The sequence below is a fragment of the Streptomyces sp. CA-251387 genome (genome assembly GCF_050936625.1).
In the GTDB taxonomy this organism is placed as follows: domain Bacteria; phylum Actinomycetota; class Actinomycetes; order Streptomycetales; family Streptomycetaceae; genus Streptomyces.
The window spans coordinates 3245075-3259946 of the sequence record NZ_JBNJMJ010000001.1; the positions used below are offsets into that span (position 1 = coordinate 3245075).

General features: G+C 70.4%; 13 protein-coding genes. 12 read left to right on the forward strand and 1 reads right to left on the reverse strand.

Features of this window, described 5'->3' with window-relative positions:
- Positions 1-121 precede the first annotated feature (121 nt).
- The 10 genes from ACQEV2_RS14470 to ACQEV2_RS14515 all read left to right on the forward strand — a co-directional run bounded on the left by ACQEV2_RS14470 (position 122) and on the right by ACQEV2_RS14515 (position 10145).
- Positions 122-1543: an ABC transporter substrate-binding protein gene (locus tag ACQEV2_RS14470; protein WP_433040100.1), complete on the forward strand. Its 1422-nt coding sequence runs from the start codon at positions 122-124 to the stop codon at positions 1541-1543.
- 4 nt (positions 1544-1547) lie between these two features.
- Entirely contained in the window at positions 1548-2435 is an 888-nt protein-coding gene (locus ACQEV2_RS14475) for a carbohydrate ABC transporter permease (protein WP_433040103.1), read from the forward strand.
- On the forward strand, positions 2432-3262 hold the full coding sequence (locus tag ACQEV2_RS14480; protein WP_433040106.1) for a carbohydrate ABC transporter permease: 831 nt from the start codon (positions 2432-2434) through the stop codon (positions 3260-3262). Before ACQEV2_RS14475 ends, ACQEV2_RS14480 begins: the two co-directional genes overlap by 4 nt.
- Positions 3259-4359, forward strand: a complete 1101-nt coding sequence (locus ACQEV2_RS14485; RefSeq protein WP_433040109.1) for an ABC transporter ATP-binding protein — start codon at positions 3259-3261, stop codon at positions 4357-4359. Before ACQEV2_RS14480 ends, ACQEV2_RS14485 begins: the two co-directional genes overlap by 4 nt.
- On the forward strand, positions 4356-5183 hold the full coding sequence (locus ACQEV2_RS14490) for a DeoR/GlpR family DNA-binding transcription regulator (protein ID WP_433040112.1): 828 nt from the start codon (positions 4356-4358) through the stop codon (positions 5181-5183). Before ACQEV2_RS14485 ends, ACQEV2_RS14490 begins: the two co-directional genes overlap by 4 nt.
- A complete protein-coding gene (locus ACQEV2_RS14495; RefSeq protein ID WP_433040115.1) occupies positions 5161-6240 on the forward strand; it encodes an ABC transporter ATP-binding protein in 1080 nt (359 codons plus the stop codon). Before ACQEV2_RS14490 ends, ACQEV2_RS14495 begins: the two co-directional genes overlap by 23 nt.
- Positions 6237-7268, forward strand: coding sequence for a 2-hydroxyacid dehydrogenase (locus ACQEV2_RS14500; RefSeq protein ID WP_433040118.1), 1032 nt, complete (start codon positions 6237-6239; stop codon positions 7266-7268). The genes ACQEV2_RS14495 and ACQEV2_RS14500 overlap by 4 nt, the downstream gene beginning before the upstream one ends.
- Before the next feature lie 86 nt (positions 7269-7354).
- Positions 7355-8803 carry an FGGY family carbohydrate kinase gene (locus ACQEV2_RS14505; protein WP_433040121.1) on the forward strand — a complete coding sequence of 483 codons (1449 nt, stop codon included), beginning with the start codon at positions 7355-7357 and terminating at the stop codon, positions 8801-8803.
- Positions 8804-8829: 26 nt separating this feature from the next.
- Positions 8830-9903, forward strand: coding sequence for a glycerophosphodiester phosphodiesterase family protein (locus tag ACQEV2_RS14510; protein ID WP_433040124.1), 1074 nt, complete (start codon positions 8830-8832; stop codon positions 9901-9903).
- Positions 9903-10145 carry a hypothetical protein gene (locus ACQEV2_RS14515; RefSeq protein ID WP_433040127.1) on the forward strand — a complete coding sequence of 81 codons (243 nt, stop codon included), beginning with the start codon at positions 9903-9905 and terminating at the stop codon, positions 10143-10145. Before ACQEV2_RS14510 ends, ACQEV2_RS14515 begins: the two co-directional genes overlap by 1 nt.
- 3 nt (positions 10146-10148) lie before the next feature.
- Here the strand turns inward: ACQEV2_RS14515 and ACQEV2_RS14520 are convergent, their stop codons facing one another.
- Positions 10149-10811, reverse strand: coding sequence for a mycothiol-dependent nitroreductase Rv2466c family protein (locus tag ACQEV2_RS14520; RefSeq protein WP_433040130.1), 663 nt, complete (start codon positions 10809-10811; stop codon positions 10149-10151).
- Positions 10812-10946: 135 nt separating this feature from the next.
- Here ACQEV2_RS14520 and pepN point away from each other — a divergent pair, with 135 nt between their 5' ends.
- Together pepN and ACQEV2_RS14530 are read left to right on the forward strand one after the other, a co-directional pair.
- Positions 10947-13535, forward strand: coding sequence for an aminopeptidase N (pepN, locus tag ACQEV2_RS14525; RefSeq protein WP_433040133.1), 2589 nt, complete (start codon positions 10947-10949; stop codon positions 13533-13535).
- A 227-nt stretch (positions 13536-13762) separates the two neighbouring features.
- Positions 13763-14821, forward strand: a complete 1059-nt coding sequence (locus tag ACQEV2_RS14530; RefSeq protein ID WP_433040136.1) for a hypothetical protein — start codon at positions 13763-13765, stop codon at positions 14819-14821.
- Positions 14822-14872 lie beyond the last annotated feature (51 nt).

Consider the following 14872-nt stretch of genomic DNA (forward strand, 5'->3'; position numbering starts at 1 on the left):
CACTGAGATTTTCACGTGCGCGAGGGATTGACGGCCAACTTCCGCCGTTCCACCCTCTGTTAACGAGTCGACTCGCCGTGTTAACCGAGCACCTTGGCCGAACCCCACGTGGAGGTCACGGATGGACACGCACGTGCACGACCGCCGCCGCTTCCTCGCCCTCGCCGCCGCGGCCGCCGCGACCCCGCTGCTCGCGGCCTGCGGTGCCGGGTTCGGCGGTGACGACGACAAGAGCAACGGCTCGGCGGCGGACGACGTCACCGGCTCCTTCGACTGGAAGCGGGAGAAGGGCACGACGGTCAAGGCGCTGCTGAACAAGCACCCGTACACGGACGCGCTGGTCGCCGACCTGAAGTCCTTCACCGAGAAGACCGGCATCAAGGTCGAGTACGACGTCTTCCCCGAGGACAACTACTTCGACAAGCTCACCGTCGACCTGTCCAGCGGACGTGCCTCCTACGACGTCTTCATGCTGGGCGCCTACATGGTCTGGCAGTACGGCCCGCCCGGCTGGCTCGAAGACCTCGGCCCCTGGATGCGCAACTCCTCGGCCACCGGCGCCGAATGGGACCAGGCCGACTTCTTCCCGAACCTCCTCCAGGCCGACCAGTGGTCCCTCAAGGCGGGCGCACCGCTCGGGCAGGGCGGGCAGTACGCGCTGCCGTGGGGCTGGGAGACGAACGTCGTCGCCTACAACACGGATGTCTTCAAGCGGCTCGGGCTGAAGCCCGCGGAGACCTTCGACGAGCTGCGCGACGTCGCCCGGACGATCAAACAGAAAGCCCCCGGTGCCGGCTTCGACGGCATGTACGGGATCGCCGTACGCGGCTCCCGCAGCTGGGCCACCATCCACCCCGGCTTCATGACCATGTACGCCCGCAACGGACTGCGCGACTTCACCGTCACCGACGGGAAGCTCACACCCGCCATGAACACCCCGGAGGCCATCGCCTTCACCGAGGACTGGGCCGGCATGGTCAAGCAGGGCGGGCCGCCGTCCTGGACGTCGTACACCTGGTACCAGTGCTCCAGCGACCTCGGCGCGAAGAAGGCCGGGATGCTGTTCGACGCGGACACCGCGGCCTACTTCCAGGCGGTCGAGGGCGCCAGCCCCGCCTCCGGGAAGATCGCCTTCCACCCCGGCCCGAAGGGGCCGGACGGGTCCCTCGCCACCAACATGTGGATCTGGTCGCTCGGCATGAACGCCAAGAGCAAGAAAAAGAGCGCCAGTTGGCTGTTCCTGCAGTGGGCGACCGGCAAGGAGCACCTGCTCAAGAGCGCGATCACGCACAACCACATCGACCCGGTGCGGAAATCGATCGCCGACGCCTCCGCCTACAGGAACAAGATGAAGAACCTCCCCGGCTTCATCGAGACCTTCGAGACGGTCGTCGACCAGACGAAGATCCAGTTCACCCCGCAGGCGCAGTTCTTCGACGCGACCACCAGCTGGGCCTCCGCCCTCCAGGAGATCTACGGCGGCAAGGGCGCCAAGTCGGTCCTGGACGGGCTGGCGGGCGACCTCGCCGACAAGGTGGGCTAGCCCGATGGGATGGCGGCTCGCCCTTCGCCCGTACGTCCTGATCGTCCCCGCCCTGCTGCTGACCTGCGGGATCCTCTACCCCTTCGGGCTCGGCCTGTACTACACCCTCTTCGACTTCTCGGCGAGCAAACCGCAGCCGGACATGGTGCGGTTCGAGAACTACGAGACCGTCTTCACGCAGGAGGCCTTCTGGAACTCGGCGTGGGTGACCGTGCTGTACGCGGTCGGGGCCGCCGCCGTGGAGACGGTGCTGGGCGTGGCCGTCGGGCTGCTGCTGCACCGGTCGACGATCGTCGGGCGGGTGCTGGAGAAGATCCTGATCCTGCCGCTGATGATCGCGCCGGTGATCGCGGCGATCATCTGGAAGCTGATGCTCCAGCCGTCGGTGGGGGTGGTCAACCATCTCCTCCGGCCCTTCGGGCTGGGGGGCGTGCAGTGGACGGACACCCCCACGGGTGCGCTGCTGTCGTCGATCGCCGTGGACGTGTGGGTCTACACGCCGTTCGTGGCGATCCTCGCGCTGGCCGGTCTGCGGTCCCTCCCCACCTCCCCCTTCGAGGCGGCGGCCGTCGACGGGGCGGGCTGGTGGTACACCTTCCGGCGGCTGACGCTGCCGATGCTGTGGCCGTACGTCCTCGTCGCGGTGATCTTCCGGTTCATGGACTCGCTGAAGGTGTTCGACATCATCTACGCCCTGACGGAGGGCGGGCCGGGCGACTCGACCGTCGTCCTGCAGATCCGGGCGTATCTGGAGGCGATCCGCTTCCAGCGGTACTCCTTCGGGATCAGCTACACGATCGTGCTGTGGGCCGTGGTGTATCTCGCCGCGATGGTGCTGGTGAAGCACCTGGGGAAGATCCAGCGGAAGGCGGCGGAGGTGGCTGCCAAATGACCGTGCGCAAACGCCTGCTGGGCTGGCTGGCGGACGCCGCCCTCATCCTCTACTTCGTCTTCGCGCTGTTCCCGATCGCCTGGATGGTGATCCTTTCACTGAAGCCGACGAACGAACTCTTCTCCACCTACTTCTCCTTCTCCCCCACCCTCGACGGCTACCGCACGGTCCTCGGCGACAGCGAGGGCATCCCCTTCGTCCGCTTCTTCGTCAACAGCCTGGTCGTGTCGCTGGGCGCGGTGGCCCTCTCCCTCCTCGTGGGACTCCCTGCCGCCTACGCCTCGGCCCGCTGGCGGTTCAAGGGCTCCGAGAACCTGATGTTCACGCTGCTGTCGTTCCGCTTCGCACCCGAACTCACGGTGATCATCCCGCTGTTCGTGCTGTACCAGAAGCTGGGGCTGTTCGACACGTACGTCGGCATGGTGTGGGTACTCCAGCTCGTCACCCTCCCCCTCATCGTGTGGATCATGCGGTCGTACTTCGCCGACCTCACCCCCGAGCTGGAGCAGGCGGCGCTGCTGGACGGCTACACGCGCAAGCAGGCGTTCATGAGGGTGGCCCTCCCGCTGGTGAAGCCGGGTGTGGCGGCCGTGTCGCTGCTGGCCTTCATCTTCGCCTGGAACAACTTCGTCTTCCCCCTCATCCTCACCTCCAACGAGGCCCAGACCGTGACCGTCGGCGCCCTGTCCTTCCTCGGCGGCGACCGCCCCAAGTACAACCTCACGGCCGCGGCGGCACTCGTCTCGGTCGTACCGCCCCTGCTGCTCGCACTCACCATCCAGCGGTATCTGGTGCGGGGCCTGTCGTTCGGGGCGGTGAAGTCATGAGCACGGCCATCGCACTACGCGGGATCCGGAAGACGTACGGCAGGACCACGGCCCTCGACGGTCTCGAACTGGACGTGGCCGACGGCGAGTTCTTCTGCCTGCTCGGCCCGTCCGGCGCGGGCAAGACGACCACCCTCAAGACCGTCGCCGGGCTCGAACAGCCCGACGCCGGCACGGTCGAACTCGACGGCAGGGACATGCGCGGCGTCGAGCCCTACGACCGCGGTGTGGCGATGTGCTTCGAGAGCTACGCCCTGTACCCGCACAAGTCGGCCTACGACAACCTCGCCTCGCCGCTCCGCTCCCCACGCCACCGCCTCCCCGCCGCGCAGGCACGGGAGCGGATCGGCGAGATCGCCGAACTCCTCGGCATCTCCGGCCTGCTGGACCGCCCCGTCGGCCGGCTGTCCAACGGCCAGCGGCAGCGCGTCGCCCTCGGCCGCGTCCTGGTCCGCCCCGCCCGCGCCTTCCTCCTCGACGAGCCGCTCTCCCACCTCGATGCCAAACTGCGCCAGCAGATGCGGGCCGAGCTGAAGGCGATCGGGGCGGTGCGGCACACGACCACGCTCTACGTCACCCACGACTCCGTCGAGGCCCTCGCCCTCGGCGACCGGATCGGCGTCATCCGGGACGGGCGGATCGTGCAGACGGGGACCCGCGAGGAGATCTGGTACCGCCCCTACGACACGGAGGTGGCCCGGGCCTTCGGACGGCCCCGCATCAACCTGCTGCCGGGGGCCGTCACACCCGACGGCGGCTTCCGCTCGGCGGACGGCAAGGTCGACCTGCCGATCAGCGCCGACACGGCACCCGGAACCGACGTCCTGATCGGCGTCCGTCCCCGAGACCTCACCCTCGGCGAGAGCGGCCCCGGACACGAACTCACCGGCACGGTCTACGTCACCGAGGTGCTCGGCCGGTCCGTCGAGGTGACCGTCCGGCTCGGCGAGCAGCACGTGTCGCTGGTCGCCCCGCGCGGCGACGCGACCGGTCTTCGGCCCGACGATCCGGTACGGCTGCGGGTCCGGCCTGAGAACCTGCTGCTGTTCGAGGCCGACCGGCCGGAGCGCCCAGGACGACGGATCGAGACACGATGAACGCCAGCAACAGCACCCCGCAACACGGCCCCGCCGCCCGCCAGGCAGCCATGGCCGAGCAGGTCCTCGCCGACGGTTCGGCGACGGCCGCCGAGCTGGCCGAGCGGTTCGGGGTGAGCCTGATGACCATCCACCGGGACCTCGACGAGCTCGAACGGCAGGGCATCGTCAGGAAGTTCCGGGGCGGGGTGACGGCCCAGCCCTCCGGCGTCTTCGAGTCCAACGTCCAGTACCGGCTGAAGACCATGCGCGCGGAGAAGGCCGCCGTCGCCGACCGCGCCCTGAAGCTCATCGAGCCCGGCATGGCGATCATGCTGGACGACTCCACCTCCACCCTGGAGATAGCCCGCAGGCTGCGCCTCGGCGAGGTCACCCCTCTCACGGTCGTCACCAACTTCCTGGAGGCGATCAACGTCCTCGCCGACCAGCGCGGCATCCACCTCATGGCCCTCGGCGGCGACTACGACCCCCTCCACTCCTCCTTCCTCGGCGTGTCCTGCGTGGAGGCGATAGAGCAGCTGCGCGTGGACGTCTGCTTCGCGTCCACGTCGGCCGTGCACGGGGGTTACGCCTACCACCAGGAACAGCACATCGTGTCGGTGAAGCGGGCCATGCTCGACGCGGCCGCCCGCAACATCCTGCTGATCGACCACACCAAGCTCGCCCGGGTCGCCCTGCACCGGGTGGTCCCCCTGACCCGCTTCGACCTGCTCCTCGTGGACGACGGGGCGTCGGCGGAGGCGCTGCGGGACCTGGACGAGCACAAGGTCCGTTATGAGGTTTGCTCGACGAAGGGCAGCGATGACCGAGCTGGAGCTACGTGATCTGCGCAAGACCTACCGCGCCCGGGGCCGCCCGGCGGTGGACGCCGTACGCGGCATCGACCTGGCCCTGCGCTCCGGCGAGCTGCTCGGCCTCCTAGGCCCGTCGGGCTGCGGCAAGTCGACGACGCTGCGGATGATCGCCGGGCTGGAGACGGTGACCGGCGGGGACATCCTGGTCGACGGCGGGTCGGTGACCGCACGCCCGGCCCAGCAGCGCAACATCGGGGTCGCGTTCGAGAACTACGCCCTCTACCCGCCGCTGACGGTGGCGGAGAACCTGGCGTTCGGCCTGAAGGCACGAAGGCGAGCCGACCGGGGGGATGTCGACCGCAAGGTGAAGGAGATCGCCGAGCGCGTCGACTTGACCACCATCCTCGACGCCCGCCCCGCAGCCCTGTCCAGCGGCCAGAAGCAGCGCGTGTCGCTGGCCCGGGCCCTGATCCGCGAACCCGACGTCCTCCTCCTCGACGAGCCCCTCTCCCACCTGGACGCGGCCCAGCGCGACACCACCCGCCGCGAACTCAAGCGCATCCAGCGCGACCTCGGCCACACCACCATCCTGGTCACCCACGACCAGGAGGAGGCCCTCTCCCTCGCCGACCGGATCGCCGTGATGAAGGACGGCGTGATCCAGCAGCTCGGCACCCCGTACGAGATCTACGACAGCCCGGCCAACGTCTTCGTGGCGGACTTCGTCGGCGAACCGGCGATCAATCTCCTCCCCGGCACGACGACCGACGACGGCCACGCCCGCCTGTCGGACACAGCACGCGTCCCCCTGCCGGTCTCGTTGGCTCCCGGCCGGGAGGTGACGGTCGGAATCCGCCCCGAGGACCTGACCCTGACCGGCGAGGACGGCCTCCCCGCCCGCGTGGTCGCCCACGAGCCCCTCCTCGAATCGGGCATCGCGACCCTCGCCCTGCCCGGTGTCGAACGCCCCCTCGTCGTCCTCACCGACCCCGAGGTGCGCCTCGCCCACGACGACCTCGTCCACGTCACCGCCGACCCTCACCTCACCCATGTCTTCGACGCCGAGACGGGAGACTCCCTGCGATGACCAACGGGAACCCTGTGCGTGTGGTGGCCGCGGGCGACCACTTCATCCTGCCGTCGCTCATCAGAGAGGCGATCAGCCCTCAACTCACGGCCGACGTACATGAATTGACCCTCGGCTGGCCCTTGCAGCCCTTCGGCCCGGTGGCCGAGGTGACGGAGGCGAGCGACGCCGAGGACGAGCTGATCGACGCGCTCGCCGGGGCGCAGGTGCTGGTCACCCAGATGGGCCCGGTGACGGAACGCGTCCTGGCCGCCTGCCCCGACCTCCGCCTGGTCGTCGTCTGCCGGGGCGGCCCCGTGAACGTCAACCTGGACGCGGCCAAGCGGCACGACGTCCGCGTCTGCTACGCCCCCGGCCGCAACGCCGCCGCCACCGCCGAGTTCACCATCGGCCTCATGCTGGCGGCCCTGCGCCGCATCCCCCAGGCCCACGACCTGCTGGCCCGGCAGGGGAGTTGGGAAGGAGCGACCTACTACACCTACGAGCACAGCGGCCTGGAACTGGAGGACCTGCCCGTCGGACTGGTCGGCTACGGGGCGGTGGGCAGCCGGGTGGCCCGGGTGCTGTGCGCCTTCGGGGCGCGGGTGATGGTCTACGACCCGTACGTCCACCACCACGAGATCCACGGCCTGCGCGTCCCCACACTGGACCAACTCCTCCGCGAATCAAGGCTGATCACTCTGCACGCCCGCCTCACCGCCGAGACCCGCGGCCTGATCGGCGCCCGTGAACTGGCCCTGCTGCCACCCGGCTCGATCGTGGTGAACGTGGCGCGCGGCCCGCTGCTGGACGAGGAGGCGCTGTGCGACGCGCTGGAGAGCGGGCAGGTGTCGGCGGCGGCCCTCGACACCTACGTCCAGGAGCCCCTGCCCCCCGGCTCCCGCCTGCACGCCCTCGCCGACCGGGTCGTCCTGACGCCACACCTGGGCGGCGCGTCCCGCGCGGTGGCGGAGAAGGCGGCGGCGATCGCGGCGGCGGAGGTGGGGCGTTGGGCCCGGGGCGAGCCGCTAGCGCACTGCCTGACCTGAGGGGCCGTCGGTACGAGCCCAGACATTCGGCACACCAGCTGCCAAAGGCACTGCACAGCCGACCGAGCCGAAAGAGGTGCGTGGGAATGTACGTCGGCATCGATGTAGGCACGTCCACGGTGAAGGCCGCCGCGTTCAACGCCGAGGGCGACGAACTGACCGTCGCCTCCCGTCCCGTGGGCCTCGCCCTGCACGGCGGCGTTGTCGAGCAGGACATGGACGAGGTGTACGGGGCGGTAGTAGCCGTACTGCGAGAAGTGACCGCCCGCGTCCCCGACCCAGTCGACCTGGCAGGCCTCACCGGCCAGGGCGACGGCGTCTGGCTGGTCGACGCCGACGGCCGCCCCGTACGCCCCGCCGCCTCCTGGATGGACGGCCGGGCCCATGAACTGGTCGACCGCTGGCTGGCGGACGGTACGTTCGAGACGGTGTTCCGGCGCACGGGCAGCGCCATGTTCCCGGGCTGTCCGGGCCCGCTCCTCGCCTGGCTGGACAGCCACGAGCCGAAGGCGCTGAACGCGGCGAGCGCAGCCGTCTACTGCAAGGACATGGTGTTCCAGCGCCTGACGGGAGCAGGTCCGACCACGGACGTCTCGGACGCGTCGATGCCCTTCCTGGACCCCCGTACCCGGACGTACGACAACCGGGTCGTGGAACTGCTCGGCCTGGCCCACCGCCGAGGCCTCCTCGCCCCGGTCAGCGACCCGATCGCAACGGCGCGGACCCGCGCCACGGGCGAGGGCGAAGGCGAGGGCGGGGGCCTCCCGCCCGGCACCCGTATCGCGAACGGCCCGTACGACCTCCCGGCCTGCGCCCTGGGCGCGGGAGTCACGCGACCCGGCGACGGTCTCCTCATCGTCGGCACCTGTCTGGCCAGCCTGGTCGCGACCACCGACCTGGACCTCACCGGCGAACCCGCCGGCCTGTACATCAACACCGACCGCCCCGGCCACTGGCTGCGGGCGATGCCCGCGATGGTCGGTACGGCGGCGCTGGACTGGGTGCTGTCAACAACAAACATCCAGCACGACGAGGTCGACGGCCTGCTGGCCGAGACGCCCGCCGGGGCGAACGGCGTCCGTGTCCTGCCGTACTTCGCGCCCTCCGGCGAACGTGCCCCCTTCGTCGAACCCCGTCTGCGTGCCGAACTCACCGGCGTCTCCCTGGAGTCGACCCCCGCCGATCTGATCCGCGCGACCTGCGAGGGCATCGGCTACGCGGCCCGGCACTGTCTGGAGGCGGCGGGGCTGACCGGCACGCTGGCCGTCTGCGGCGGCGGTACCCGCAGCCCGGCCTGGATGCGGCTGCTCGCCGACGTCCTGGGGCGTCCTCTGCGTGTCGTCGAGGGCGAGGTGGGCGCGCGGGGCGCGGTGCTGGCGGCGGCCGAGCGGTACGGGGTGCCGCTGGACGCGGAGGCGTGGACGCGGCCGACGGCGGTCGTCGAGCCGGACGAAGGGCGGGCGGCGTACTACGCGAAGGGGTACGAGGAGCACCTGGCCCGCCTGAGGGAAGCGCGCGCCCGGACCCGCGCGTGAACAGCAGTATGAGGAAAGGGAGTTGTATGCGCCCGAGTCGTAGATCCCTTCTGCTCGCGGCCGCCGCCACCCCGGCGGCCGCTGCCGTGCCCGTTGCCGCTGCCGTGCCCTCGGCGGCCGCCGAGGGGGCCGGCGGGCCGCGTCGCCCGCTCGTCATCGGCCATCGCGGCGCGGCCGGCTGGCGTCCCGAGCACACGGCGGCCTCGTACACGTACGCCGTGCAGACCGGCGCCGACTGGATCGAACCGGACCTGGTGCCCACGAAGGACCACGTCCTGGTCGTCCGGCACGAGAACGAGATCTCGCAGACGACGGATGTGGCCCGCCACCCGGAGTTCGCCGGCCGCCGCACCACGAAGACGGTGGACGGCCGGCAGGTCACCGGCTGGTTCACGGAGGACTTCACGCTGGCGGAGCTGAAGACGCTGCGCGCGGTGGAGCGGCTGCCGCTGGTCCGCAACCGCAACACCGTGTTCGACGGCCGCGAGGAGGTGCTCACCTTCCAGGAGGTGGTGGACCTGGCACGCAGGCTGTCCAAGGCCTACGGCCGTACGATCGCCGTCTTCCCGGAGACCAAGCATCCGACGTACTTCCGCTCGATCGACCTGCCGCTGGAGCCGAAGCTGGCGTCCGCGATCCGCCGTAACCGCCTCGGCCCGCGTGAGTGCGTCGTGCAGTCCTTCGAGCCGACGAGCCTGCAGCGGATCGCGGCGGAGCGGCTGAAGGTGCCGCTGTGGCAGGCGCTGGGGACCACGGGTGGGCCGTACGACCTGGTCTCGTCCGGTGATCCGACGACGTACAAGGACATGATGGCGCCGGCGGGGCTGGCGCGGATCGCCGCGTACGCGGACTGGATCGGGCCGGACAAGTCCTCGGTCGCCGGCACGTCCCTGGTCGCGGACGCGCATGCGGCGGGGCTGCGGATCGGGCCGTACACCTTCCGGGCGGAGAACCAGTTCCTGCCGGCGGAGTTCCGCCGCGGTACCGGAGCCAACGATTTCGGTGACGCGTTCGCCGAGTACGCGCTGTACTACGGGCTCGGGGTCGATGCTGTGGTGACCGACTTCCCGGATCTGGCGGTGATGGCGAGGAGGAGTTGATGGCGACACGCACACTGCACTGCCCGGACTGCGGCGGCATGGAGGTCTTCCGGCAGCTGAACGCCGAGGAGAGGGCGGCGATCCGCGAGGAGAAGAAGGATCCCCGGTACTACGTGGACAACCTCTGGCGCTGCACCGCCAAGGGCTGCCTGACGTATTACCCCCATCTCAGGAAGAGCGACCGCGGCCTCCTCCCCGAGAAGTTCCGCGAGGAGGAGGCCGCCGTCACCGAGGCCGAGTGAGACCTACAGGTTGCTGAAGTCCGGCCCCTTGGTCCGAGTGCGCTTGATCTCGTAGAAGCCCGGCACCGAGGCCACGGCGAGGGTGCCGTCCCACAGCTTCGCGGCGTCCTCGCCCTTGGGGGCCGGGGTGACGACCGGGCCGAAGAAGGCGATCTGCTCGCCGTCGGAGCCGGGCACGGCGATGACCGGGGTGCCGACCTCCTGGCCGACCTTGTCGATGCCCTCCTTGTGGGAGGCGCGCAGCTCGGCGTCGAACTCGAAGTCGTCCTGGTCGGCGTAGTCGATCAGCTCGGCGGGCAGGCCGACGTCCGCGAGGGCGCCGGCGATGGCCTCGGTGGTCGGGCCCTCGCCGTTGTTGTGGATGCGGGTGCCGAGCGCGGTGTAGAGGGGGCCGAGGATGTCGGCGCCGTGCTTCTGCCAGGCCGCGGTCACCACCCGTACCGGCTTCCATGCCTTGGTGGCCAGCATGTCCCGGTACTCCTCGGGCAGCTCGTCCAGCTTGTCCTCGTTCAGCACGGCCAGGCTCATGATGTGCCAGCGGACCTCGATGTCCCGGACCTTCTCCACTTCCAGCACCCACCGGGAGGTCATCCAGGCCCAGGGGCACAGCGGATCGAACCAGAAGTCGACGGGGGTCTTCGTGGCGGTGGTCCCGCTCTCGGACATGGCTCTCCTATGGATACGTCGTTTGAAAGCGCAACAAGCACCGTCCCCCCGCCATTCCCTGCTCCTCACCGTCAGGAGCGCATGGCAGGATCAGTGCTGTCCGCATACTGAACACCACCCGAGGGAGTGCCACCCGTGCCCGGTGAGAATCTGTCCCGCGACGAGGCCCGGGAGCGGGCCGCCCTGCTGTCCGTCGACGGGTACGACGTGTCCCTCGACGTGCGTTCCGCCCTCGGCGACGGAGACTCCGGGGACGGGGCGCCGCGCACCTTCCGTTCGGTCACCACGATCCGCTTCCGGTGCAACGAGCCCGGCGCCACCAGCTTCGCGGACCTGATCGCGCCGAGTGTGACGGCGGTCTCCCTGAACGGCAAGGACCTGGATCCGAGCGAGGTCTTCGACGGCTCGCGGATCACCCTGGAGGACCTGGCCGCCGACAACGAGCTCGTCGTCGACGCCCAGTGCGCCTACTCCCGCACCGGCGAGGGCCTGCACCGCTTCGTCGACCCCGAGGACGGCGAGGTCTACCTCTACACCCAGTACGAGCCGGCCGACTCCCGCCGCGTGTTCGCGAACTTCGAGCAGCCGGACCTCAAGGCCCCGTTCCGCTTCGAGGTGCGGGCGCCCGAGGGGTGGACGGTGTGGAGCAACGGGGCCGGTGAACTCGCCGACGGGATCTGGCGGTTCGCGGAGACGAAGCCGATCTCGACGTACATCACCTGCGTCGTGGCGGGTCCGTATCACTACGTCACGGATTCCTACTCCCGTACGTTCGCCGACGGCACGACGCTGGAGATCCCCCTCGGGGCGATGTGCCGCAAGGGCCTCGCCCCGTACTTCGACGCCGACGACGTCTTCCTGGTCACCAAGCAGGGCCTGGACTTCTTCCACGACCACTTCGACTGTCCGTACCCCTTCGGGAAGTACGACCAGGCGTTCGTGCCCGAGTACAACCTCGGCGCGATGGAGAACCCGGGGATGGTGACCTTCCGGGAGGAGTACATCTTCCGCGGCAAGGTGACGCGGTCGTCGTACGAGGGCCGGGCCAACGTCATCCTGCACGAGATGGCGCACATGTGGTTCGGCGACCTGGTCACCATGGTGTGGTGGGACGACCTGTGGCTGAAGGAGTCCTTCGCGGACTTCATGGGCACCTTCGCGAACGTCGGCGCCACCCGCTTCAAGGACGCCTGGATCACCTTCGCCAACCGCCGCAAGGCGTGGGCGTACCGCGCCGACCAGCTGCCCTCCACGCACCCGATCACGGCGGACATCCGTGACCTGCAGGACGCGAAGCTGAACTTCGACGGCATCACCTACGCCAAGGGTGCGTCGGTCCTGAAGCAGCTGGTGGCGTACGTCGGCCAGGACGCGTTCCTGGAGGGGGCGCGGCGCTACTTCAAGCGGCACGCGTACGGCAACACGCGCCTCGGTGATCTGCTGTCGGTGCTGGAGGAGACCAGCGGCCGGGACATGGGGGCGTGGGCGCGGGCCTGGCTGCAGACGGCCGGGGTCAACTCCCTGACCCCGCAGGTGCTGCTGGACGCCGACGGCCGGATCGACGAGCTGGCGGTCGTGCAGGAGGCCGCCGAGTCGCACCCCGAGCTGCGCCCGCACCGGGTGGCGGTGGGCCTGTACCGGCGGGGCGCGGACGGCGCGCTGGAGCGGTACTCGCAGGCCGAGGTGGACGTCGACGGTCCGCGCACGGTCGTGGCGGAGGTGGCGGGCGCGGAGGCGCCGGAGCTGGTGCTGGTCAACGACGAGGACCTGACGTACTGCAAGACCCGCTTCGACGAGACGTCGCTGGCGACGCTGCGTACCGCTCTCGGCGACATGACGGACCCGCTGGCCCGCGCCCTGTGCTGGTCGGCGCTGTGGAACATGACGCGGGACGCGCTGCTGCCGGCACGGGACTTCGTGGATCTGGTGCTGCGGTTCGCGGGGCGCGAGTCCGACATCGGCGTGCTGCAGATGCTGCACGCGTGGGCGAACTCGTCGCTGGTCCACTATGTGACGCCCGAGTGGCGTCCGGCCGGCGAACGGCTGCTGGCCGAGGGCGCGCTGCGGGAGCTGCGGGCCGCCGAGCCGGGCAGCGAGCAGCAGCTGGCGTGGGCGCGGTTCTTCGCTTCGGTGGCGTCGGGTGCCCAGGATCTGGGGTTGCTGCGGGGGCTGCTGGAGGGCACGGAGAAGATCGAGGGGCTGGACATCGACCAGGAGCTGCGGTGGGCGTTCCTGGAGCCGCTGGCCGCGCACGGCGTCGTGGACGAGTCGGTCCTGGCGGCCGAACTGGCCCGTGACGACACCGCGTCCGGCAAGCGCCACCAGGTGCGCTGCCTCGCCGCGCGGCCGTCGGCGGCGGTGAAGGCGCAGGCGTGGGCGCAGGTCGTCGAGTCCGACGCGCTGTCCAACGCCCTGGTGGAGGCGACCATCGCGGGCTTCGGTCAGCCGTCGCAGCGTGAGCTGCTCGCGCCGTACACCGAGAAGTACTTCGCGGCCATCGAGCGGGTGTGGTCGGAGCGGTCGATCCAGATCGGGATGGATGTGGTCCGGGGTCTGTTCCCGTCGCTCCAGCAGTCGCAGGCCACCTTGGACGCGACGGACGCGTGGCTCGCCGCCCATGCGGGCGCGGCGCCGGCCCTGCGCCGTCTGGTGCTGGAGGCGCGGGACGATCTGGCGCGGGGGCTGCGGGGGCAGGCGTGCGACAGGGCGAGCGAGGCGTCCTGAACGGCGTCAACCGCAGGAGACCTCTGGCCAAAGGTCAGGGCGCTGCGTGACCGTTACGGAATTCAGGCAATAGCAGCCGTAACCCCTGGTCCAACCCGAACGGACCAGGGGTTTTCCGTGCCTACTCGGCATCCGAACACCCGTCCTTTAGTGCCGGGTTGTCCGCTTTTGTCGACGAGCGTGTAACAACGGTTAATCGGCGGACGGGACGCGGGAACCTCCGGGTCATGAACCACAACACCCCGGTCCCCCCGCTCTCCCCCCGCCCCCTGCGCCATCTCTCCGAGGTGCACCGGCGTGTCATGACGGCCGCGCAGCTGAAGTCGCACGGCATCCCGGCCGCCGAGATCAACGACCAGTGCCGCCCCGGCGGACCCTGGCAGCAGATCCTCCCCGGCGTCTTCCTGCTCCACCCCGGCCCCCCGACCAGCGAGGAGCGCCTGCACGCGGTGCTGATGTACGCGGCGCGGGAACGGTCTCCGGGCGTACCGGCCCAGCCCGAAGCGGGCGAAGGACACGCCCCCGCCTACCCGGAGGCGGTGATCACCGGGCTCGCGGCGCTGACCCTGCACGGCTTCTCGGCCACGCCGCCGCTCACCGCCCTGGACACGATCGACGTCCTGGTCCCCCGGCTGCGCCGGCTGCGCTCCACGGGCTGTGTCCGCATCCTGCGCACCTCCGCGCTCCCCGCCCCGGAGCAGGTGACGGGCCTCCCGGTGGCCCCGGTCCCCCGCGCCCTGGCCGACGCGGTGGCCGAGCTGACGGACGCGGGCGCGGTACGCCGACTGCTGACGGAAGCGGTCCGTGGCGGTCACTGCGAACCGGCGTCGGTGGTGCGGGAGTTGAGCCAGGCGAAGCTGCTGAGCCGCCCGCATGTGGTGGACGCGGTGGACTCCCTGCTCGCCGAGGGGCGCGCGATCGCGGAGGACCGCCTGTACGAGATGGTCCACGCCTACGGCCTGCCCGACCCCGTCTGGAACGTCGACCTGCGCCTGCCCGGCGGCCCCCACCTCGGCGGCCTGGACGCCTACTGGCCGGAGCAGGCGGTGGCGGTGGAACTCGACACCCGCGCGCCCCGCCAAGGCCCTCGGCAGGACGACGACGCGCTGTGGTCCGAGTACGCCCGCAAACGCGAGCACCTGGAGCGCCTGGGCATCACGGTCGTCTACATCACCCCGAAGAAGCTCCGGGACGCGATGGAGCAGCAGGCGGCCGTGGTCCGTACGGCACTGATGGCGGCGGCGGACCGCGATCCGGCCGCGTATGTCGTGGTGCTGCCCCGGTAGTGACGGACCGGGGCGCGCAGCACCAGGAGGGGAGAGGAGGGGCCGCGGGGC